The organism is Lysinibacillus sp. SGAir0095, from assembly GCF_005491425.1.
In the GTDB taxonomy this organism is placed as follows: domain Bacteria; phylum Bacillota; class Bacilli; order Bacillales_A; family Planococcaceae; genus Ureibacillus.
The window spans coordinates 1611950-1634929 of sequence record NZ_CP028083.1 but is presented as its reverse complement, the minus strand read 5'-3'; the positions used below and the strand labels follow the sequence as shown (position 1 = coordinate 1634929).

General features: G+C 38.1%; 21 protein-coding genes. All 21 read right to left on the bottom strand.

The window, feature by feature from the left end; all coding sequences use genetic code 11:
• Positions 1-2: 2 nt before the first annotated feature.
• Positions 3-992 (bottom strand): VOC family protein, encoded by a 990-nt coding sequence (locus C1N55_RS08030; protein WP_137728337.1) that lies wholly within the window; start codon positions 990-992, stop codon positions 3-5.
• A 119-nt stretch (positions 993-1111) separates the two neighbouring features.
• Positions 1112-2311, bottom strand: a complete 1200-nt coding sequence (locus tag C1N55_RS08025; protein WP_137728336.1) for an acyl-CoA dehydrogenase family protein — start codon at positions 2309-2311, stop codon at positions 1112-1114.
• 42 nt (positions 2312-2353) lie between these two features.
• Positions 2354-3211, bottom strand: coding sequence for an alpha/beta fold hydrolase (locus C1N55_RS08020; protein ID WP_137728335.1), 858 nt, complete (start codon positions 3209-3211; stop codon positions 2354-2356).
• 68 nt (positions 3212-3279) lie between these two features.
• The gene (locus C1N55_RS08015; protein ID WP_137728334.1) at positions 3280-4254 is read right to left on the bottom strand and encodes a fumarylacetoacetate hydrolase family protein; all 975 of its coding nucleotides are present in this window, start codon (positions 4252-4254) and stop codon (positions 3280-3282) included.
• Between the two features lie 321 nt (positions 4255-4575).
• Entirely contained in the window at positions 4576-6576 is a 2001-nt protein-coding gene (locus tag C1N55_RS08010; RefSeq protein WP_137728333.1) for a TRAP transporter permease, read from the bottom strand.
• A 2-nt stretch (positions 6577-6578) separates the two neighbouring features.
• Positions 6579-7049 (bottom strand): DUF1850 domain-containing protein, encoded by a 471-nt coding sequence (locus tag C1N55_RS08005; RefSeq protein ID WP_137728332.1) that lies wholly within the window; start codon positions 7047-7049, stop codon positions 6579-6581.
• Positions 7036-8007, bottom strand: coding sequence for a TAXI family TRAP transporter solute-binding subunit (locus C1N55_RS08000; RefSeq protein ID WP_137728331.1), 972 nt, complete (start codon positions 8005-8007; stop codon positions 7036-7038). The genes C1N55_RS08005 and C1N55_RS08000 overlap by 14 nt, the downstream gene beginning before the upstream one ends.
• Before the next feature lie 228 nt (positions 8008-8235).
• The gene (locus tag C1N55_RS07995) at positions 8236-9156 is read right to left on the bottom strand and encodes an alpha/beta hydrolase (RefSeq protein ID WP_137728330.1); all 921 of its coding nucleotides are present in this window, start codon (positions 9154-9156) and stop codon (positions 8236-8238) included.
• A 166-nt stretch (positions 9157-9322) separates the two neighbouring features.
• Positions 9323-10429 carry an FAD-dependent oxidoreductase gene (locus C1N55_RS07990; protein WP_137728329.1) on the bottom strand — a complete coding sequence of 369 codons (1107 nt, stop codon included), beginning with the start codon at positions 10427-10429 and terminating at the stop codon, positions 9323-9325.
• Between the two features lie 287 nt (positions 10430-10716).
• The gene (locus C1N55_RS07985; protein WP_137728328.1) at positions 10717-11472 is read right to left on the bottom strand and encodes a GntR family transcriptional regulator; all 756 of its coding nucleotides are present in this window, start codon (positions 11470-11472) and stop codon (positions 10717-10719) included.
• Positions 11469-12143: a 3-oxoacid CoA-transferase subunit B gene (locus tag C1N55_RS07980; protein WP_137728327.1), complete on the bottom strand. Its 675-nt coding sequence runs from the start codon at positions 12141-12143 to the stop codon at positions 11469-11471. The genes C1N55_RS07985 and C1N55_RS07980 overlap by 4 nt, the downstream gene beginning before the upstream one ends.
• On the bottom strand, positions 12140-12832 hold the full coding sequence (locus C1N55_RS07975) for a 3-oxoacid CoA-transferase subunit A (RefSeq protein WP_137728326.1): 693 nt from the start codon (positions 12830-12832) through the stop codon (positions 12140-12142). Before C1N55_RS07975 ends, C1N55_RS07980 begins: the two co-directional genes overlap by 4 nt.
• 19 nt (positions 12833-12851) lie before the next feature.
• A complete protein-coding gene (locus tag C1N55_RS07970; protein ID WP_137728325.1) occupies positions 12852-13799 on the bottom strand; it encodes an MBL fold metallo-hydrolase in 948 nt (315 codons plus the stop codon).
• Positions 13800-13883: 84 nt separating this feature from the next.
• Complete coding sequence (locus C1N55_RS07965; protein ID WP_205758525.1) at positions 13884-15587, bottom strand: CocE/NonD family hydrolase; 1704 nt, start codon at positions 15585-15587, stop codon at positions 13884-13886.
• A 150-nt stretch (positions 15588-15737) separates the two neighbouring features.
• A complete protein-coding gene (locus tag C1N55_RS07960; protein ID WP_137728324.1) occupies positions 15738-16151 on the bottom strand; it encodes a Zn-ribbon domain-containing OB-fold protein in 414 nt (137 codons plus the stop codon).
• A 3-nt stretch (positions 16152-16154) separates the two neighbouring features.
• Positions 16155-17318: a thiolase domain-containing protein gene (locus C1N55_RS07955; RefSeq protein WP_137728323.1), complete on the bottom strand. Its 1164-nt coding sequence runs from the start codon at positions 17316-17318 to the stop codon at positions 16155-16157.
• A gap of 94 nt (positions 17319-17412) precedes the next feature.
• The gene (locus tag C1N55_RS07950) at positions 17413-18402 is read right to left on the bottom strand and encodes a phosphotriesterase family protein (protein WP_137728322.1); all 990 of its coding nucleotides are present in this window, start codon (positions 18400-18402) and stop codon (positions 17413-17415) included.
• Between the two features lie 90 nt (positions 18403-18492).
• Positions 18493-19548: a phosphotriesterase family protein gene (locus C1N55_RS07945; RefSeq protein ID WP_137728321.1), complete on the bottom strand. Its 1056-nt coding sequence runs from the start codon at positions 19546-19548 to the stop codon at positions 18493-18495.
• Between the two features lie 681 nt (positions 19549-20229).
• Positions 20230-21198 carry a YpdA family putative bacillithiol disulfide reductase gene (locus C1N55_RS07940; RefSeq protein WP_137728320.1) on the bottom strand — a complete coding sequence of 323 codons (969 nt, stop codon included), beginning with the start codon at positions 21196-21198 and terminating at the stop codon, positions 20230-20232.
• Between the two features lie 107 nt (positions 21199-21305).
• Entirely contained in the window at positions 21306-22088 is a 783-nt protein-coding gene (locus C1N55_RS07935) for a metallophosphoesterase (protein ID WP_240758407.1), read from the bottom strand.
• 219 nt (positions 22089-22307) lie between these two features.
• Positions 22308-22949, bottom strand: coding sequence for a LysM peptidoglycan-binding domain-containing protein (locus C1N55_RS07930; protein WP_137728319.1), 642 nt, complete (start codon positions 22947-22949; stop codon positions 22308-22310).
• Positions 22950-22980 lie beyond the last annotated feature (31 nt).

The window sequence follows — 22980 nt, the reverse complement described above, 5'->3', positions numbered from 1 at the left end:
ATCTAGCTTCGAATGAATTTTTTATCATCATAAACTTTAATTGTCGGATTATTTTCTGGTTTAGTATCTGTTTGATCGCCCCAGTAAGTAAATCCTAAATCCATTTCATCTACACCCCAAACAATTGGCTCCCAATCCGGTTCGAAAATTAAGTATCCATTTGTAAACAGCTCTACACGAACACCGCTTCCTGGATCAACTGCGTAAATATACATAGCTTGAGAAATACCGTGTTTACCTGGCCCCTTGAAGAAAATACCATTTTCCTTTAAAATATCTGCTGCACGTAATAAATCCTGTGAGTTATCTAACCAATAGGCAACATGGTGAATTTCATGTGTCGAAGCAGCAAATGGATCATGGCTAACGGCAATATCATGAACTAATGGTGTAACACTTAACCAAGCACCCACTAAATTTCCATCTGGTGTTTGAACACACTCACGTAAATTAAAACCCAGATTATCCTGCAAAAAGTCTGATAGTTCATTCGCAAGTAATGAAGTTAATATATTTACGTGGTCAATTCTTCTAGGCGAAACACCACGGGACCAAGATTTATGTGATTGATTCTTTAAAACGGAACGAGTTTCTGGAGAAGCCAATGTTTTCTCCATCTCGAAGTAAATTTCGAATGTGTGACCACTTGGCAATTCAAAACGGAACGCACGCCCTTGACCAGCCTCTGTACCAGCTTCTACCCAGCGAACTTCAATTCCGGATTCCTCAAATTGTTTTGCATATGCATCGACATCTTCTGCTCGTTTCGTACGCCAAGCAATGTGATCCACATGGGATTCTTCTCCTTGTCGAAGGGTCATTGTATGATGCTCAAAATCTCCCCATGCCCTTAAATAATGCACACCATCTTTTACTTCTGTTTCTTCTAAACCAATTACTTCTTTGAAAAACCATAAAGATTTTTCTAAGTCAGTCGATACTAATCCAAAATGTCCTAACTTTGCGATTTCAGGTTCTTTTACGTAACTCATTGATAATCCCCCTTTGTGAATAAATCTTTTTTTCCCCTAAGTGTTTCTTTTCAACAGTTAATACTTTGCCTCATGACTGATTTTTCGTATTAGATTTTGCCGCGATTGACTGGTCGATTTTAAACAAAATACGTATTTGGCTCTAGCCCGCACATTACCCGTCCATAAGTTTCTACTAAACTAGACGGTGTGATGAAGCCATGTAAATGTATCGATAGGAAATCTCGATAAAATAACTGGAATAAATTATTATTGTATGAGAAAACCGAGCCTGCCCCAGCAGTCATTAAATCAATTGCTTCTTTACATAGTTGGTTTACATAGCCAAAATCCGCTTTTACTTTAATACCTTCATTTAAAGTTAGCTTTTTGCCTTTTTCTGAATATTCATCCAACAAGTCAACTGCTCGATGCAGTAGCAGCTCTGCAAGGTCAATTTTTAATTGTGACTCTGCTACTTGTAAATGAGTTATAGGTGCTTCATTCATTTTTGAATAGAATGTGTTGCCAATACCCGCTTTCCCTACTCTTTCCATGTGTAAATCCATCGCACCTTTCGTAATGCCTAAAGCCGGTGCCACAATGGATAAAGTAAGTGAAGGAACAAATGGCGTTTGATATAATGGAACCTCTCGCAACTCTTCAATCATATAATGCCCTTGATTTGCTAAACGATCGAGGGAAACTCGGTGCTCAGGTACGAATACATTTTCTAATCGTACACTGTTACTACCTGATCCTTTTAGTCCCATTACATTCCAGTCATCTAATACAATGGCATCTTGTCGTGGAACTACCATAATCGCCATTTCTACCCCACCATTCCCATCAGCTAATGGGAATCCGAAGTAAAGCCAATCTGCATGAGGGCTACCAGATACAAATGGCCATTGAGCCTCTTCTATTAAAAAACCATTCTCCACTTTTTTCATTTCAAATTTGATTGGTTTAAAATTACCTGCCAAAATGACATCTTGATCATGATTTGGACCAAAAATATCTTCAAGAGCTTTTTTGCCAAAAGCATAGGAAATCATATAGTCTCGAATATTACTTAAGGCAACAAACCATCCTGCTGAACCATTTCCTCTTGAGATAGCCGTAACCACTTCGATATACGTTCGCATATCTGTTTGATGTCCACCAAACATTTGTGGACGTAGAACTTTTAGCAAACCTTCAGCTCTTAATTTTTCAACTATTTCCTGTGACATTTCACTTGCTTGATCGATTTTCAGCCCGTTTTCCCTCAGCATAGGAATCATTCCATTTGCCCGTTCTACTAGCATTTTTCTTGTATCATTCAGCGTTTGTTCCATTTCTCCCACCCCTTACCTGAATTTAGCTATCTCACTTATCATTTAAACACGACTTACTTCTTTAGATTTCGCAAAAAAGTCTCTTGTAAGTTTCAGGAATTGATCTTTTTGTTCAATTTGTGCCCAATGGCCACAACGCTTAAATACATGGAGCTCTGCATTTTCCAGATAATCAAGCATGTATAAACTACTTGCAAGTGGTACGAAGCGGTCTTGATGTCCGTGGATCATTAAGAACTCATTCTTCATTCGTTTTAAAGCAGAAGGAGGAACTAACATATCGGAAAGATGTGACTTAGTGAAATTTTCTTCGTAGGATTTGCGCACTTCTGGTCGATTGAATAGCTCCATACGAGTTGCTACGATTTCATCCAATTTATCTTCCATATCGGTTGTATCATATAAAAACCAGCTTAATAGATTCTTTAAAGCTTTTGGTGTAGGGTCTTTATGGAAGTTTGCAAGTTTGGCAAGTTCTGGTGTTGGTTCTGTTAAACCGCCACCTGCTCCCATGAGAACAACACGGTTAAATCTTTCTGGGCTATCCATAACAAGAAATAATGAAATGACCCCGCCAAGTGAATTTCCAACCAGGTTTGCTTTTTGAATTTCTAGAGCGTCCATCAAATCAACTATTTGCTGAGTTCTCCAGTTCATCCATTCAACACCGTTTGCTGGATATTTTGTTGGATGATCGGTTTCTCCAAAACCGACTAAATCAAGGGCAAGTATATGAAACCGATCAATATAATGAGGCAATACATCTTTCCAGTTTGAATTAGCACTAGCTCCGGGACCACTACCATGTATAAAGATGATGACCTCCTCATTGTGTGCTCCGCCTTCGTGTAGTAAAGTCTCATAATTACCCGTTTTTACTTTTCGTGTAATAATCGTCATTAAAAACACCCCTTATATAAATTGAACCTTGAAATAATAGTTCAAAAACTACTTAACATTAAACTCTATTACACACTAATAGATTGAAGATTTTTCACAATATTTCGCTGCTTTCCTAAGTCAATGGAACCATCCGCACTTACGATTGTTGCTTCTAAAATATCTCCATCCCTCAGATAATTCCCTAATGAATGCTGTCTTTCGATGATTTCAACTTTTTCACCGAATTGGGCCACAAGACTTGTCATACAATTCATTTCATCTGCTGCTAACTGCATTGCCACTCCACCTGGTGTACCTGTTAACACTAAATCCCCTGATTGGAGATCCATGATTTGTGCCAATTCATTTAAAGTTTCAATTGGCTTGTAAAGCAATTGGTCTGTATTCGCAAATTGACGAATTTCCCCATTAACTTTTAATTGCAGCTGCAGATTTGAAATTTTTACAACATCCTCTTGTTCTATTAAATAGAAGTAAGGTCCTACAGGGCAGAATGTTCGATAGCTTTTCCCTTTCAGCCATTGCAGTTGAGTTAATTGAACATCTCTTGCAGATATATCGTTGGTTAACACCAAACCTGCTACATAATCTATAAAGTTATCCTCTGTAACAACCGTATCTTGTGTAATTTTCTTTCGAATGACTAAACCCAACTCAATTTCGTAATCTAATAGCTTTACATTTTGTGGTCTAATGATGGCATCATTAGGACCGCAAATCGAACTTGGTGCTTTACTAAAAATCATATTAAAAGGAGGTTTTTGCTCATCCATCCCTGTCTCTTGTCGATGAACGGAGTAATTCACTCCCTGGCAAATAATTTGCGATGGTGTTGGGATTGGTGATAGTAGCTCTACATCACAAAGCTGCATACCTTCTAGTTTAGTTTCATCATGAAAATTTTTCGCTTCTAGTACAGCCGCTTCTAAATAATCACGAAAACTATCAGGATCGGCTTGTACTTTATAGATTTGATTTTTCTCAACTACACCTAAAAATACTTCCTCATTTCTTTTAAATCGTGCAAACTTTGTGCCCAAATGAACTCCTACCTCTCTCGAAATACTTAATAAAACAAAATGTTGTATAGATTTATAAAGTATGGATTTCAGTACTTTTTAAAACTGTTATAGCGCTTTCATCTAATAATTGAATTTTATATTCAATATTTTAAATAATCAATATTTTTTGGAAAATCGGTAAATTGTTTCCTAAACATGTACTATTTTCTGTAAAAAAGTTACGGAAAAGTTCTCTATCGTCTACTTTCAATAGATGGAGAGAAAGCGTAGTGTATAGTTAAAAACAAAAAGACTGTAAATAAGAATCGACTTCAATCGACTTCATTTACAGTCTAATAACTATAATGCTACTTTTCTATTTTGCAAATAATTAACAGCAAAGATAAATAAAACAAGTATCGTACCGATAATATCTGTTATTGGCTCAGGAATTAACATCATTAAAGAACCTATTGCCAACACAATGCGGGTAATCAAATTTAGGTGTGTTGAAAAATATCCCTCTACTGCTGCACCGATTCCAATCACACCAACAATAGATGTCAAAGCAACTATTGCAATATCTAGAGGAGCTGCCATAGGAATATCAACTGCATTTAACGGTAGACCCGTAGGATCAATTAATAATAATGCCGGCTCATAAACAAATAGATATGGAACTATGAAACCAGCAAGGGCCAATCTAAGCGAAATAAAACCAGTTTTCATTGGACTTCCACCTGAAAGCCCAGCTCCTGCAAAGGATGCCAGTGCTACTGGTGGGGTAATGTTTGCGAAAATACCAAAGTAGAATACAAACATATGAGCAATTAAAATAGGAATACCAAATTCAGCTAGTGCTGGAGCTGCCATAGTTGCTGTAATAATATAGGCAGGAATCGATGGAAGACCCATTCCTAAAATGATGGAAGCAATCATGGTTAAAAATAATGTCAAGAATAAACTGCCCGCTCCAATCTCCATAATTGCAGAAGTCAAAGTAGACCCAAAACTTGTTAGGTTAACAACGCCAATTACTACACCTACAACACCACAAGCAATAATCGTTGATAAAGATTGTCTTGCCCCATCATCTAAAGCAGATATAATATCTTTCAAAGACATTCGAGTTGATTTTTTTAACGCTGCAACGATAACAGTTAAGATAATTGTATAGAATGCAGAATAGGCAACAGGAACACCTGATCCAAGTAAAACTACAAGACCAACAAGCGGTAAGATTAAATGGCCGCCTTCCTTCATTACCTCTTTCACACGCGGAAGATCTGCTTTTGGAATTCCACTTAAATTACTTCGACCAGCACGGAAATGTACTTGCATAATAACACCCATGAAGTATAAAAGTGCAGGAAGAATGGCCGCTAGAGCTATTGTTCCATATGAAATCCCTGTAGTTTCTGCCATGATAAATGCGCTTGCACCCATAACTGGCGGCAAGATTTGTCCACCAATCGAAGCACTTGCTTCAACAGCACCTGCAAAGTTCTTTTCATACCCGATTTTTTTCATTAGGGGAATTGTAAATGCACCCGTACCAACAACGTTTGCAACAGCTGAACCGTTAATACTCCCCATAAATGCACTGGAAATAACGGCTACTTTTGCAGGTCCACCTTTTTTATGACCAGCAAGGGCTAATGCCAAATCATTGAAGAATTGGCCCATTCCTGATTTTGATAAAAATGCACCAAATAATATGAATAAGAAGATAAATTGTACAGAAGCACCGATTGCTGTAGAGAATAATCCCTCTGTTTTCAAGAATAATTGACCGAAAATATCTCCTAAGTCAAATTGACGTGTCATCAGCATTCTTGGTAGCCATTCGGAATGACTGAAAAAAGGATAAGATAAGAAAATTAGAGCTAAAATTGGTAAAACCCAACCTGTAACACGGCGTGCAGTCTCTAGCACTAAAAGGACAGTTAAGATGGCCATCGCGATATCTGTTGGATTCGCAATCCCGCCACGTGTTGTCATAATGTCATTGTATTCCACAAACAAATAACCACAAGAAATAATACTTAAAGCAAATAATATCCAATCATAAAATGGAATTTTAGTACGGTCTTGTTTTTTAAATGTAGGATAAATCAAATAGACCAAAGCCATCCCAAATAATAAATGAACTGCTCGTTGCTGTAATGTCGGGAGTGGATAGAAAGTTGTGTACAAGTGAAAAGCTGAAAATAAAATAGTGAGAATAGAAATAAACCAGACAAGGGATTTATTTTTTGGCTTTCTTACTTGTGAATCACTATCATATTTCTCCAAGACTTCTTGTACATTCACGTCGGGTGTTTCTTCGGTAATTGGTGTATCTTTTTCAATAATACGCAATTTTAGAAGCCTCCTTTAACTAAACGCCATAAAGGCAATTTTTCGATAAAAATATGTACCATAGAATAGTCCTCAGTATATTGATATAACGGTATTTCTTTTTGATCTACCATAATCGTTGTTTTAACATTGGATGAAACAGTTAAATTTAATTCATTAAACAATTGGTTAATCTCCATTTTCACATAACCATCTTCAAATGAAACATCATTAGATTGGCTAGGAACTCCTGCACCAAATGTTTTAAAGTGAGTATTAGTTAAGAGCAATTGACTATCCTTTCGCCTGTAAGATTCAATCCACTCCTCTTTCTCGACAGAATGAATCCAAGATAAATCGAAGTGATCGCTTTTTAGATAGTAAGTTTTATCCTCAAATTCAAACGCAAATACTGGAACCCTTATAAAAAAGAATAGTAGGAGTATAAGTAGACTTATACCCCAATACCATCTTTTTTTCTTACTTTTGTTCATCGTAGAATTTCTTAGCACCTGGGTGAAGCGGTGCAATTAGACTTTCCTGCGCACCTTCTAAAGTAATTTCTTTTGCAGCCTGATGAGAATTTTCTAATTTATCTAGATTTTCGAAAATCCCTTTTGTTAAATTGTAGACATCATCTTCACTCATATCAGTTCTTACAACTAGAGCATTTGGAACAGCTGCAGTCATAATCGGCTCCGCGTTTCCATAAGTATTTGCAGGAATTTCATAGGAGATGAAGTATGGATGTTCCTTAGCAATTTCTTCGACATTTCCTGCTTCAACTGAAACAAGTTCAATACCAAGAGTTTCAGATAATTCCAATACTGAAGCATTTGGTAGTCCGCTAGTTAAGAAAGCTGCATCAATTGTCCCCGCAGATAGACCGCTTGCTGCCTCGGCATAACCAAGATAATCTACTTGTATATCATCATAAGTAATACCATGCCCTTCTAAAAGTTGACGCGCATTCACTTCAACACCAGAATTTTGATCTCCTACAGCAACACGTTTTCCTTTTAAATCTTCAATCGTCTTAATTCCTGAACCTTCTTTTGTAATAATTTGAACAACATTTGGATAGATTGTTGCAATTTGTGAAACATTTTCTACAGGCTCAGTGAAGGAAACTTCACCCGCTAACGCTTGAGACAACGCATCACTCATTACAAAAGCCATTTCAATTTTCCCTTGAGATAATAAGTTAATATTTTCAACTGATGCGCCAGTCGTTTGTGTACGTGAATTAACATCGAATTCAGATGTATATGTATCTGCTAGTGTTGTTCCTAAAATGTTATAAGGACCACTTGCTCCACCTGTACCAATCGTTACGATGTTAGTATCTAAACCTTCCCCTGATTTTTCTGCTGTATCACCCGCATCATCTGAGCTACAGCCAGCTAAAAATGCTGCTAGCGCTAAAGATGAAAGTAGAGTAATTTTCTTCATAATATAACCCCCTATTATATTAATTTTTGATTCATCCTATAGATTAAGTACTGCCAAGAAGACCCAAAAGATGAAACTTTATTCATTATATAAAATTTTCTGAAATATAAAAATAGTTTTAAAGTTATTTTAAATTTTCTGAATATTGAATGTGTTCAAACAATAGAAAGGGCTATTCAGAATAATCCTTCTTCTGAACAGCCCTATTATTTTCATTGTACGTTTACTTTATTTATTTAAAAATTCCCCTGCTCTTTGGTAAACACCTTTGTATTCGTTTAAATGTGTCCACTTTCCTAAAAATCCGTGAGTAACTCCCTCATATCGCTTTCTCTCTACAAGGACTCCAGATTTCTTAAGTTTTTCAGCAAACAATTCCCCTTCATCTCTCATTGGATCGTATTCTGCTGTGATAATAAGTGCATTAGGCAAATTTGTTAGATTCTCTTCACGAATTGGTGACACAAGAGGATTATTTGGATCAACATCACCTACTAGATAGAAAGAATTATACTCTGGTAAGGCCTCTGTTTCTACAAAATACCCCTTCGCATTTTCAGTTAATGAAGGATAACGCAATTCACTTAAGTCAAGGTCTAGTGAAGGGTAAAATAAAACTTGCTTTGAAATCGTAAACTCCTTTTTCGCACGTGCCAATAGTGATACTGCAGCAGCCAAATTACCGCCTGCACTATCTCCTGCAACAGCAAGGTTCTGCCCATCCCATTTCAACTCATCCATATGCTCTGTTACCCATTTTGCCACATTATAGCAATCATTTAAGCCGCTGGGGAAAGGATGCTCAGGTGCAAGTCGGTATCCTACTGAAATTACCTTATAGCCGGATTCTTTACAAATCGGTCTGACAATCTCATCATGCGTTTCTAAGCTTCCCGAGAAGAAGGCTCCACCGTGGAAATATAAAAGCACTGGATAGAAGTCAGCTTCTGCCGGTGTGTAAATTCTTACATCAATGTCCGCTTCATTAGTTCGAATTGTTCGTTTTTCAACTGAATGTACTTGTACACGCTGCTCTATTGGTAACACAGGACCATCATATTTACGAAACTCTTCAGGAATGATTTTAAGCGTACCATCAGATGGGGGGATGGAATCTAAAACCTTCTTAATCTCCGGATGTAATGGCATAATCGTACCTCCTTATATTGTTTTTTCATGTATAGAAAAATATTCTTGTTTACTACTAATGTTTAGTTATTTTTTTGTTTTAGCATTTTACTATCAAATAGCTTAGTAGCTATGATAAAATGAGGCTGATTATTTTCCTCACAAAAATAATCAGCCATATTGTTTTTTAGAAGTGAGCTTTTTCCGGGAAAGCAGTCTCCGCTTGATCTGTAGGGAAGAGACGGGACAATTCCTGGTAAAGCTTCGTTATTGGTTTACGTTGCTCTTCATATTTTTGTAAGCTCTGCGCAACTGTAATAGTTCCTGCAGCTGCTTCAGAAATTGCTTCTGCTAATACTTCAGCATCTTGAATAGCCATATTAGCACCCTGACCTTGGTTATGAAGCATTGCATGAGCAGCGTCACCAATTAACGTGATTGTCTTTGTACTCCATTTGCTAATTGGCTCAAGGTCACATAAAGGTCGAGATACAATATCCTCTAACTTAATATTCTCAACAATTTTTTGAAGTGTAGGACCGAAGCCTTTTATGCTTTCCATAATTTCTTCCTTCGTAAGTTCTGGACGCCATGCAAACTCTCCAGGAACTGTGATATCGACAGACACTTGGTTACGATTTTCTAATGGTAATAAATAAAACGAATTATCGCCATCTACATAGATGCGCAGAATATTTTCCTCAGATGCCATACCAAGTGCAGCCTCAAATGGGATTAATACACGATGAGCCAAATATCCAGAATACACAGGCTCATGTTGTCCTAAAACCTGCCCACGAATAGGTGAACGAATACCATCAGCCGCAATGACAATATCAGCCTCGATTTTGTTACCGTTTGCAAATTTCACTTCTGAATACATTCCATGATCTATGATTTCTGTCAATCGATGATTTAAATGAAGTTGGTCTTCTGGAACTCCGGCAATTAATGTATCTAAAACGTCTGCACGGTGAATTAAACGAGCATAGGCATCTGTTTTGTCTTCCGTTAAAACAGGCCAAGTTTCTCTTATTAAGACTTGATCATCCCCTTGGATTATTTCCATTAAATCACTGCGAGAAGTTACTTTTTCCAACGCTTCGTATAAGTCCCATTTTTTAAAGCAGTTTACACTGGGTGGACGTAAACCAATTCCAGCTCCTACTTCAGCAAATTCTGAAGCTTGTTCATAAACGTCCGCACGAATTCCTCTAACCTTTAGAGCATTTGCCACAGCTGTACCTGCAATACCGCCTCCAATTACGGCAATTCTTAATGAGTTTGTTGACATAACTATTTCCCCCTAGACTCTAAGTATTTTTTATTTTGAAAGGCAATCTAAAAGAATAAAAGATGGTCTATCTCTGCAGTTTCAAATAATATTCTATAAACATTCCAAAAATATTAAACAAGTTATTTTAACTAGTAGAATTGGATTCTTTAACTATAAAATGAATTGAACCCTTTTCTACTAGTTAAAATCTTAGCAAAATAGATTAGATGCAAAATGAAGGTGAAAATAGCTAGCTTCCATCGCTTTCCAAACTAAGTTACTTTTGTCTAATTACACATACAATCCTATCTGTTCACGGTAAAGGATAATTTATATTCATCTGCTCTATGGACAGCTCTACGCCAACCAATCGCTTGATCATTACGCGTGTATAACTTGGTCTCCATTACTAGTACCGGTTCCCCAACTTCAAGATCCAAAATTTCAGCATCTTCACTAGTGGCACCTGAAGCGTAAATTTGGTGATCACCTCTAGCAACATAGGTACCTTGATCACTTTGCAGAAGAACAAACACGCTTTCTGACTCCTCTAGTTCTTGAGCACTTGGATGGAAGTCATCTGGTACAAAGAGATAAGTTTGTGTCCATACAAGAGGCTTCTCTTTAAGTAAGATCAAGCGAGAAATTCTTAAAACCGTATCACTCGGATTTAAGCGAAGGATTGAACAAAGATTCTCAGGTGGAAAAACACGATCCAGTCCTATAATTTTAGAATTACACTCTATCCCTTGTTGACGAAGGAAGCCAACAAGACCCCCTAACTCTAACCCAAGAGGACGTACAGGCAGTTCTTGAACAGGAAATGTACCTTTTGCTCTTTCTCGATATACGTATCCTTCGTTTGCAAGCTCTTTCAATGCCTGACGTACAGGTGCTCGACTTACTCGGAACCGTTCTACAAGCTCTTGCTCCGTGCTAAATGGTTTTCCGGTATCGCCCTCACTTGCCCTGAGTTCAAGAATTAAAATATCCTTAATTTGTTTATAAAGAGGGATTGCAGAACTTCGATCGATTGTATGTTTTTTGGTTTGTTTTGTCATTGCCTAGCTCCTATCGCTTCTAATTGAAGTTTAAGGGGTGCTGCAGTGTATTTCTGTACATATTCAAATGTCACACCAGGTGCAAGTTCACGAACTATCAGACCCTCTTCCGTCACATCAATGACAGCAAGATCAGTGTAAATTCGATCAACACAACGAGGCGTTGTTAGTGGATACGTACACTCCTCTACAATTTTTGCTTCACCCTTTTTTGTTGTATGCTGCATGCATAGGTAAACTCGTTTACTTCCGGCTGTTAAATCCATCGCACCACCAACACGACCAAGAGTAGCGTTTGGCAGTTTCCAGCTTGCAAGGTCACCTGACTGCGAAACTTGAAAAGCTCCCAGAATCGTTGCATCAAGGTGTCCCCCACGAATCATTGCAAAAGAATCCGCTTGAGAGAAAAAGCTACCACCTGGTTTTAGTGTAATCGGCTCTTTTCCAGCATTCACAAGATCCGGATCTTCCTCTCCCGGTGCCGGCTTTGGACCTAGCCCAAGGATACCATTTTCACTGTGGAGGATTATTTCTCTACCATCAGGGATAAAATCAGCTACAAGTGTGGGTATTCCGATTCCCAGATTAACGAACCAGCCATCTTCTAGATCAATTGCTACACGAGCTGCCAATTCATGCTTTGACCATCCAATTACCTTTTCGTTATTCATGAACTAACACCTATCCTTTCTGGCAAAGACGCGACCTTTACTAAACGGTGAACGAAAATGCTAGGTGTGATAATGCTTTCTGGGTCAAGCTGTCCGACTTCGACAATTTCATTTACCTCAGCAATCGTAACGCGTGCGGCTGTCGCCATGACAGGATTAAAGTTACGTTGGGTTTTATAGTAGATGAGATTACCCCAACGATCTGCCTTTTGTCCTTTGATAAATGCAAAATCACCGACAATTGCATGCTCTAGTACGAATTCTCGACCATTAAAGACTCGAGTTTCCTTCCCATCACCAAGCTCTGTATTTACAGCTGTTGGTGTATAAAAGGCTGGAACCCCAGCACCGCCTGCACGAATGCGTTCAGCTAATGTTCCTTGAGGAACAATTTCTAAGTCAATTGTCCCTTTTTGAAGTCGATCAATTAAATCATCGGCGTGTGGACCTACTGGAAAAGAGCAGATGATCTTTTTAACCTGGTCGTTACTAATTAGAGCGGCTACCCCATCACTAACAGCGCCAATATTGTTTGAGACTACTGTTAAATCTTTTGCTCCCTGCTTTACAAGTGCTGCAACAAGGCTGGATGGTAATCCGCTTCCACCAAATCCTCCAACCAATAATGTTGCACCATCTTTCATATCGCTAACTGCTTGAAGAGCACTTTCAAACCTTTTTTGAATCACTAAGAGTCTCCTCCTTTCATTAGTTCAATGAACCAAATAATTCTTCTTTATATCCATTTATTGTAACAAAAAACGCACATGGTAGGTTCCTTGGATCTCCTGTATATCCAATTTCTTCAGCAATCTTTCCGTAAGGTCCATACAATTCATGATGATCAGTAAGAGATCTATTACTTAAATGACTTTTTACAATTTCAGCTAATTTTGCGTCCATTTCTAGACTTGCTTGTAAGACAGCTTTTATTTGTTCCCCTTCGATTTGTGCATTTTGCAATTCACCATTAACATTACGGAAAGGATGCCCCAGATACAATCGTTTCGGTTGAACCTCTTCTAACAAGCGATGTAGGCTTGCACGATATTGTGTTGGAGTTTCAATTGTAGGTAAGCCTCCTAGGCCCCCATACATTTGAACTGCATCTGCAGCAAACGCCCAATCTAAACCATCTATTAAAAAGGTGAGAGAACCAATAGAGTGTCCAGGTGTTTCAATAACTGTTAGAGTAATATCTCCACCAAGACTAATATGGTCACCTTCAACCACTTCTAAATCAGGTTCAATATTGGCACCAATATCAGTTTTTAGCATCTCAATATGCTTTATTTGAATTGCTGGATCTTTAATGTACTTCCCTTGCAGCGCCTTATAATCAACAATATGTTCGTTGCGATCACGCAAGAGTCGAGCTTCTTTTTTTGAAATGACTACTTTTGCACGTCTTCCGGTCTTTTCCCACAATTCCGAAACACCGCCAAGATGATCAACATGGCCATGTGTCAACAAGATCCAACGAATATCTTCAATATTGATACCATGTTCGGCTAATGTTGGTTCAATATCATGAATAGCAGAAGTATTGACTCCTGTGTCTATGATTGCAGGCTCAGGAGCATCCACATAATAGGCAAAAGCAGTTACTGGTCCAAATTTGCATTCAATAGGGATGATACGTACAGATTTTTCCATTGGTCTCACTCCTTTTAAGTTACTAAGAAAGCACCAAGCCTTGTTGATAAGCCGTAATCTTGAAGTGGTTCACAAACTCGACATTTATATTATTTTATTTAAAACATTATGTTCTTTCGGAATCATGGGTAAGATCAAACGTGATGGATGATTCTTATCCCGATAAATTTTGTGCATAGTTGCACGGCCACTTGGTAAGTGGTAGCTATCTGGCGGTAATAGTTTTGCATCTTCTCCATCCAGAGGTTCATTACATGAAAGCTCTAATTCAATACGGTGTCCCGGTTTTATGAGGAATGAGAATGGATACAAACGAATGGCATACTCATTTATTTCTCCAGGTGTTACTGGAATGACGCGATTATGTGGATGCCATGGCTCACCATGAGTCGATTTCACTTCATTTAATTCGCGATGGGAAGCCTTCAAGTATCCAGAAGTCATTAGAGTACGACTACCATTGGGTGCTATATCATACAGTTTTGCTATGAAGTTTGTATCATCTGTATCGATTTCAGCGAATATGTTTAATGCACCCGTGCCGGTGAATTCAACTGGCTCACGGAATTTATCGGTTGACCATTTTAATTTTTCCGAAGTTGTTGTTACCGTTAGCGGTGCTTGATAGAAACCATCTGGATGCGCGTATTCTGTACTTAAAGGCTCTGGGTTCTCACTAATTTTATGGCGTGGACGCAAGTAGAACTCCTTCTTCGTTTCAAATGCCAATGGCCAGCGATCTTCTTGACGCACTTCATAGGAACCTTCTACCGAGAATTGTACAGCTGGTTCTTCCATAATGCCGTTATCAATCCCTTTTAACCAGTAATCATACCAACGGAACATTTCGTCATGACATTCATGGAAAGGTCGCTCCAGCATTGGAGGTAATGCATGAATATCCATCTTCTTAATACCCGAAACTTTATGGAACATTTCGATTGTCCCTTCCACATTCCATCCACGGCCCCATTTGGCTTGTAAATATGTTGGAATCGTTACTTTATGTGCGACCTCCATTGCATGGCCTTCTTGCCAGAATGGTCCATCCAGGGGATTTAATAAATAATCCATCCATAATTCGTGTCGGTCTTGATAATGCAGTAAATGTACGAAATCTGACCAATGCGCTATATCTGGGTCATTTAAACGTTCTAAAGTTTTTTCTTTCAACTCTGCCGTTGTAAATACTTTTGAGCTCTTACTTGCTACATTATTAAAGGCATTACCACTATCGCCACCACGTCCTTCACGTGAAGCACGTGGCATTAACCACATAATACCTCCGTGATAACATAGCTCATAAAGATCAAAGTGACCACCATTTACAAAAATTGCTTTTAGATGAGGTGGTTGTTCAGCTGCACCTAAAATTTGAACTGAAGCAAAGTAAGAAATACCAATCATTCCGATATTTCCATCACACCAATCTTGTTCTGCCAGCCACTCTACTAAATCATAGATATCTTTTCCATCTCCATGACCACCTGAGTTATAATTACCGACCATTTGTCCTTCTGAAGTGCCCGTACCACGTACATCCGCAATAACATGTGCGTAGCCTCTTGATACAACCTCATTAATATCCCCTGCTTCGATAGCCCCGTTCCAAAGATGACTTGGACGTGCTTGTGGGGGCAGTGTTAAGCTTTGAGCTTGAAGTTCTTTACCGTATGGACTAAGTGCTAGTAATGCTGGTACTTTTTCTGTCGATTGCGGCCTATAAATATCTGCAGCGATATGGACGCCATCACGCATTTTAATACGTGCGTCTTTTGTGATGATCAAATCTGTTCACTCCTGTTTTTATGTCCTTTTTCTGAACTTATAGGTTCTATAAAACTAAATAATAGTTACGAGAATTAATCGAGTTGCAATATAGATAATTTTCAGTCTATTAATAGTAAGTGTGCTATTAAATCCAACAAAGCTTCCCTATCAATCCTCAACCGGAGTAAAGCAAGGAATATATGGTCCTGGATTGTCTTCTGCTCCTGATTGTTTAAATACCACTTTTACCCGTTGATTAATATGCACTGTATCCAAGTCGCAATCTACTATATTTGTCATCAATCTTGGACCTTCTTCAAGTTCAACAAATGCTATGGCATACGGTGTGCCATGACGCATGACACTATATGTGTATATACTTCCTTTTCCGTTCGCTTCCATCCAGCTTGTTTGACTACTTTGGCAATACGGGCAAATTTCACGTGGATAATAATGACACTGTGAACAGGTATCGCACTTCTTAATAAGCAACTTTCCTTGTTCAGCAGCTTCCCAATATTCCTTATGCTCTGGATGGAATTCTGGGATAGACATTGCTCTAGCTTGGTACATTGTCCCCATGATTTACACCCTTTCTAAGATAAGTGTGGCACTACCATGACGGCTTGCAAGACCGCCTCCAGTCCCATGCACTAATGCAAGATCACAATTTTTCACCTGAACTTGTGGATATGCCTCACCACGCAATTGACGTACTGCCTCAATCACCTTTACAATCCCTCCACGACTGGCTGGATGATTATTATTTAGACCCCCACCATCTGTATTTATCGGTAATTTGCCAACACCTGAAATAAGGTTCCCGTCAGAAACGAATTTACCGCCTTCACCTTTTGCACAAAATCCTAGGTCTTCCAGCTGCATTAACACTGTAATGGTAAAACTGTCATAAATTGAAGCATATTTAATATCATGAGGTGTAACTCTCGCTTCTTCGAAAGCTTGCGGTCCTGACCAAACAGCCCCCGAATATGTAAGATTTGTTTTACCACCCTGCAAGCCTTTAGGTGCTTCACCAGCCCCCATCACACGAACAAGTGGACGATTTAAAGCTTTTGCAATATCAGGATGGACAACAACCAGGGCTCCTCCTCCATCACTTACTACACAGCAATCTAATCGATGCAATGGATCGGCAATCATCGGTGATGCAAGAACCTCCTCAACCGTAACCACATCCCTTAGCATTGCATTCGGATTATATTGGGCATGGTGGGATGCTGCAACTTTGACCCAAGCCAATTGCTCACTTGTTGTACCAAATTCATGCATATGACGCATTGCTGCCATAGCATATTCGTTAACCGCAGTCGGTCCATACGGTAGCTCAAATGGTGTATCCGGTACATTAGCCCCAATAATTTTCTGTTTCAAGCCACTACGCCCTTCTGAACGTGGGCGACCTGCCATCGTGATTAAAGCAACCTTGCACTTGCCTGCTGCAATCGCTTCTGCAGCATGAGAAACATGGGCAATATAAGAAGCTCCCCCTATATCAGTACCATCAATATGACGTACCTTAAGACCAAGGTATTCAACCATTGACAACACTCCACCCGGTGCGTCGCCAGCACAGAAATAACCGTCTACATCTGCAAAAGTTAATCCAGCATCATCTAATGCACCTCTAGCACATTCTGCATGTAAAGCAGCAACGGATGAGTTTGGTGCCTTGCGGAGTGGATGCTCAAATGCTCCAGCAATATAAGCTGCTCCTTTAATACTCATGACTTTCTAACCCACTTTCTGAATTCTTTGAGGAACAAGCTATAAAATTTTGAATATGATTGTAGATTTCTAGATTCTGAAGTCTACATGTACATTATTTAATTGCTGATAATTTGGAGTGAACCTCTCTTGGTTCTTGCAATGTCAAGATATTAGCAGGAGTGTGAATCAAAAGCTGCTCAAATACTTCTTCACCAACACCTGCTTTACGCAAATCCGGAATAAACTCTTCGAAGAGATAATTTACAGTGTGTCCTTTTAAACCTGGCCATCCTAGTGCACAACAGTTTGCATCCGCAGAGATAACCGCTCGATCTAAATATCCTTTATCTAGGAACCGCAGAAAATGCTCAACACGATCTTGTCGTGGACGAGACCAATAGGGGGCACCTTCTACCTCACTGTCATAGCCAATTGTGTCGAATCCAACATAACCACCTAGCTGAGCAATTTTCGAATCACGTTTTTCATCAAGATACCCACCATCGTCAGCGTGGCCAAATAGGATTCGCTCTAACGGTAGGCCTTCTTCTTCGAAAATTTCAATGGCAGTATCTGCATCAACACATAAATGGGTAATAATAGGCGCGCCTGTTTTTAATGAGGCCCTTGCAGCTGCACGATAGATTTTCTTATCAAGCTCATTTAATTTTCCACCACGGCTAACACCAACTTTAATAGCGCCGGCTTTCGCGTCTGTCCCGTCAATACCAACCGTAATTTCATGCACAAATAAATCTGTCAAATATTCGATAGATTTATTTCTGAAATAAGGCAATGCTGAGTCAGCTGCTACAAATCCAGTAACAGCTACAATATGGACGCCCGTTCTTCGCGAAAGTACCTGGAAATATTCTACATCACGGCCATTTCCAATTCCCGTACAGTCTACAAAAGTTTTTCCGCCATGCTCACGGAAACGACGCAGCTTTTGTAATGTCACCTCAAACGCTTCTTCAGGTTTTTTCCACCATTGTGTATCTAAATCACAACCCGGTAATCCAAATCCAATATGCTCGTGCATTGCTGTAATCCCCAAATCTTCTGTTGGTATCGGTCCTAATACTGTATTCACTTTCCCCATCTTTTTCACTCCTTACTTTTACTCTTTTTAAGTCTTTTAAAATCATTAAAAGTTATAGGCTCTATGCCAAAATTCAATTTACATTCAATGTTAATAAGTTACAGGATGGTATAAATGATTCCAATCATAGTTCCAGCCAGAAATCTTTTGTTCTACATCGGCATCAACTGTTAACACCTTTTGTGGGTTCAATTCAAGCAACTGACGAATTTGCTCCTCAGTTACTCCTGCTTTACGCAACATCGGTACAAATGTAGTGAACATGTAGTCGAAACCGATATTTTTCGCTTCATGACCCTTTGCTACCCCAACATGGCTGCTAGAAATTAATACACGTTCTCCGTGACCTGATGCAAATAAATCAACTATTAAATTCACACGATCTGCATCATTTATAAAGCCATCATTTGTTGACCATCCAACATGGTCGATTGCCACATAGACTTCACGCTCTGCAATATCTAAAATCACATTATTTTCTACTGCTTCTATGCGGTCTAATCCACCTATCACTACACGATCAGGTGCTATTCCTTCAGCCAATAAAATCTCCAACTCGCTAACTGCATCTGAACCGTATTGAACAGATACAGGTACTCCTGTTGCCAGTGCTGTTTGTGCTGACCCTCGGAAAAGTCCAGTTTCTACTTGTGTAATCCCTGTTTTAGTTGCAATTGAAGTCACAAGACCAGCTGAACTTGATCGCTCAACACGAGGTATAACAATCCCTTCCGTTACTTCTTTAGTAAACAATCCAGAAAACTGCTCACTAGACCAAGGAGTCGGCGGATTTTTTTGTGGGGTCATAAAGTATCCACCTAACATAGACTCAGGTCCTAAGCCAGTTGAAGCAATAATATGTACACCAGTAGTTCTTGAAAGTGTCCGGTATAGTTCTACATCACGTCCATGGAACATACCACTTTGTTCCACTATCGTTTTTCCACCAATTCTGCGATAGTCGATTAATTGTCGTTTTAGAATTTCAAAAATCTCACTTTTATCCATAATGATTTCTGGAGCAAACTGTGCACCCGGATATACAGAAAGTAGGGATTCATGAATTAGCACAATCCCTAATTCTTGAGCTGGTACTGGACCAAGAACAGTAAGAGCAACACCTGCATTTTTTACATTTTCTTGCATTGTACTACCTCCTATCATTTAATAGCTTAATAGTTTTACTCTCATAATCTTGTTATATAAATGAGTAAAAAATTAATCATTTTGTCATTTTGTGTTGTTGGAATTTTCACTTTTCATACTTTCATCAGAAAGATTAGGATCATTATCAAACACGCTCTTTTGTCGAAACTGAATTATTTTACTGTTTTATATAACAAAAACGCTACTTTGTGCAAACACTTTCGATGTAATGAAATATTATAATATTGTTATACCAAAGTCAATTATGTTTTTGAATTTTTTGAATAAACAAAATTAATGATAATAAAATTGTATACAAATTTACTTTATATAAGATGGCATAAAATTTTCAGCTAGCCAATTCCATTTATTTTATAAAGAAAAATACTACTAGCCTCATTCACAGCTAAATTCACTTATTCCATGAAGATTAATCAATCCAAGATATTATCCATAATATAATTAACTAGAAAATAAAGAAGAAGAGATATACTATACTGAAATATGAACTAGAACAGAAAAAACTTTTCAATAAAATATTACAATTTCATCAAAATTGGCTAATTATCATCACATTCGTTTTCGTAGTGACTTTGTTTCCAACCTATTTGGGAATAAAAAAAACAATGAAATTAAAGCAATTTTCTGCCTTGTTTTCATTGTTTAGATTAGATGAACTATTTAATTTTTCGTTGATATTATATGCTTCGCAATAAAACCACCATGGAATCTTCCGTTTTCAATAAAAATCTCGTTGGCATTATTACCTGCAGCTAATACGCCCGCTATAAAGAGATTTTCTACATTTGTTTCCATAGTTTCTGGATTATAAAATGGTCTTCCAGTTTCATCGTCAATGTTTACACCTATTTCACGAATAAACTGATGATCTGGGTGATAGCCTGTCATAGCAAATACAAAATCATTTGCAATCACTTTTTCTTGTCCGTCCACCATTAAAACGACTTCATTTTCCCGAATTTCTTTAACAGACGTCTTAAAATGCATGGTAATTTCTTCATTTTTTACTAGAGAAGCAAATTCAGGTAAAATCCACGGTTTTACCGATGGAGAATAGTCGCTGCCACGGTAAGCGACAGTAATACGAGCTTTTGCTTTATGTAGTTCCAGAGCCGCATCGACTGCTGAGTTCTTACCACCAATTACTAACACATCTGTATCAAAGTATGGGTGTGCTTCTTTAAAATAATGATGGACCTTTGGCAAATCCTCGCCCGGTATATTCATATAGTTCGGTTGATCATAATAACCTGTTGCCAGTATAACATAAGGTGTTTCATAAACTTCTTTATTAGTCTTTACAGTAAAACAACCCTTTGAGTCTTTTTCAACAGACTCTACCTTTTCAAAACGGTTCACCTGAATATTCTTCATGTTCACTACTTCACGGTAATAAACAAGCGCTTGATTTCTACGTGGTTTACGTTCTTCTATAAGAAATGGAACATCCCCAATGGATAATTTTTCACTTGAACTAAAAAAAGTTTGATGGGTGGGATAATTATATATCGCATTTACAATATTCCCTTTTTCAATCACAATCGGTTTTAAACCAATATTCGTTAATTCAATCGCAGCAGATAATCCACAAGGACCTCCCCCTACGATGATGGCATCAACATTTTGCATAACTTACATCTCCTTTAGAAAACCTCACTCATCACAAATAGAAAAGTGATTCATCCGCTAGCAAATTTATTGCTAACAATAATAATCCTATTATTAGTATACTGCTATTATTTATTTGTTGTTTTGGCTATTTTTCTTTTAAAATGCAAATGAATGACATGACATTGCGGCTTTGCTCCAAATCTTAAAGGAAGCATCGTTGTTCCATAGCCATTACTAATAAGTGTGGCTACGGCTTCCCTCATAGAGAACGACCCATGTGGATGAATCCCGTAAGGTCCAAATCGAATTTGCCCACCATGCAAATGTCCGCCCATCATCAGATCCGCGTGATATCTCTGACGTACAGATGGAAAAACTTCTGGATTATGGGAGATAAAAATAACATGATCTCCTTCTCTAGATTTTTCAAAAGCTTGTTCGTACTGAACATTTTTTGAGGATGTATCATCGATGGCACTTAAGTAACACCGATTTCTAAGATTTGGAATCAATGTGGCATCATTTTCTATGATTGTTACATTCGTTTCTTTGAAAATTCCCCGTAATTTTGACTCGCCAACTTCCCGGTCATTATTCCCCCATACAAAATAAACTGGCCCTAATTTTTGCAGCAGCTTAATATTGTCATAAATTCGAGAAATCGGTGTACGTTTGTCACAAAAATCTCCACCAATAATGACCGCATCGATTTTTCCATCTATGTCGTGGATCATTTTTTTACTGATTTTTCTTAAATGAACGTCTGAAATGAAAAATAGAGTTGCCCGTTCCCTCTCCCCATCTATGGGAACATCATGGTACAGAACATTGTTTTCTGAAGCCTGCTTGAGCATAAAAAGTAAAAATCCAAGTAAAATGACAAACACAATAATGAATAGCTCAAACACTCGAGCTCCCCCTTTCTTCAAAGAACAAATCACTGAATTTAAAATGAAGAAATCGTTGTGACATCAGCATCTATTGATTTTTCTCCACAATATTTTATCATATTCCACCAGTAAAATATCTTATATACCAACATCATTAATTTCACTAAGAAAAAAAAGACTAAAGGAACGGTTTACACCTTCCATTTAGTCTACTCTAGAATTAATTTTTTGCTCATGTTATGGGATGATTAGTGTTTGTCCAACAGAAATGCTGTTTGATGATAAGTTATTAGCTTCCCTAATTTTGTCTACACCACTTGCATCATTGTAATACTTCAACGCAATACGGAATAAGTTTTCGTTTGCTTGCACCGTGTGCGTTTTACTACTAGCCTGTTGGTCCTTTAGTTTTTGCTCTTCTTGTTGCTTAGCAAGTTTCTCTTGTTCTTCAAGCTTAGCTTGCTCCGCTTTTTTTGCTGCTTCTATTTCGGCTTGCGTTTCTTCGTCATTTTTATCTTCAGTACTTACTTCACTATTCGTTGCAGTTTCACTATCAGTTTCTTCTATTATAGGTTCTTCTTTTTGTTTACCACTAGAAGAGACCGTATTATTCTTCTGAACCTCTACTACCGAACCATTCTCTTCGACTTCTGCTGTTTCAGTCACTGTTGGATTATAGAAGAATGAGACATAAATTAATAACGAAAAAGGTATCCCAAGCAGTACAAATAAAAGAATATTTAATAATGGATTTTTTCTATTTTTCTTTTTCTTTTTACCTATTTGACGTGAGCGTGACATTCTAGAGCCTTGTTGTTCTTCTAATTCAATTGATTGACGATGCTCTTCAATTTTCTCTCTGTAATCTCCATTACTCATGAGTACCACCTCCAACACTATCTTTCTCTAA

What these genes read in the sequence shown, in the direction of transcription:
- C1N55_RS08030 (WP_137728337.1), bottom strand. Translation starts at nt 992, where the DNA reads ATGAGTTACGTAAAAGAACCTGAAATCGCAAAGTTAGGACATTTTGGA.
- C1N55_RS08025 (WP_137728336.1), bottom strand. Translation starts at nt 2,311, where the DNA reads ATGGAACAAACGCTGAATGATACAAGAAAAATGCTAGTAGAACGGGCA.
- C1N55_RS08020 (WP_137728335.1), bottom strand. Translation starts at nt 3,211, where the DNA reads ATGACGATTATTACACGAAAAGTAAAAACGGGTAATTATGAGACTTTA.
- C1N55_RS08005 (WP_137728332.1), bottom strand. Translation starts at nt 7,049, where the DNA reads ATGAACAAAAGTAAGAAAAAAAGATGGTATTGGGGTATAAGTCTACTT.
- C1N55_RS08000 (WP_137728331.1), bottom strand. Translation starts at nt 8,007, where the DNA reads ATGAAGAAAATTACTCTACTTTCATCTTTAGCGCTAGCAGCATTTTTA.
- C1N55_RS07995 (WP_137728330.1), bottom strand. Translation starts at nt 9,156, where the DNA reads ATGCCATTACATCCGGAGATTAAGAAGGTTTTAGATTCCATCCCCCCA.
- C1N55_RS07990 (WP_137728329.1), bottom strand. Translation starts at nt 10,429, where the DNA reads ATGTCAACAAACTCATTAAGAATTGCCGTAATTGGAGGCGGTATTGCA.
- C1N55_RS07985 (WP_137728328.1), bottom strand. Translation starts at nt 11,472, where the DNA reads ATGACAAAACAAACCAAAAAACATACAATCGATCGAAGTTCTGCAATC.
- C1N55_RS07980 (WP_137728327.1), bottom strand. Translation starts at nt 12,143, where the DNA reads ATGAATAACGAAAAGGTAATTGGATGGTCAAAGCATGAATTGGCAGCT.
- C1N55_RS07970 (WP_137728325.1), bottom strand. Translation starts at nt 13,799, where the DNA reads ATGGAAAAATCTGTACGTATCATCCCTATTGAATGCAAATTTGGACCA.
- C1N55_RS07960 (WP_137728324.1), bottom strand. Translation starts at nt 16,151, where the DNA reads ATGGGGACAATGTACCAAGCTAGAGCAATGTCTATCCCAGAATTCCAT.
- C1N55_RS07955 (WP_137728323.1), bottom strand. Translation starts at nt 17,318, where the DNA reads ATGAGTATTAAAGGAGCAGCTTATATTGCTGGAGCATTTGAGCATCCA.
- C1N55_RS07950 (WP_137728322.1), bottom strand. Translation starts at nt 18,402, where the DNA reads ATGGGGAAAGTGAATACAGTATTAGGACCGATACCAACAGAAGATTTG.
- C1N55_RS07945 (WP_137728321.1), bottom strand. Translation starts at nt 19,548, where the DNA reads ATGCAAGAAAATGTAAAAAATGCAGGTGTTGCTCTTACTGTTCTTGGT.
- C1N55_RS07940 (WP_137728320.1), bottom strand. Translation starts at nt 21,198, where the DNA reads ATGCAAAATGTTGATGCCATCATCGTAGGGGGAGGTCCTTGTGGATTA.
- C1N55_RS07930 (WP_137728319.1), bottom strand. Translation starts at nt 22,949, where the DNA reads ATGAGTAATGGAGATTACAGAGAGAAAATTGAAGAGCATCGTCAATCA.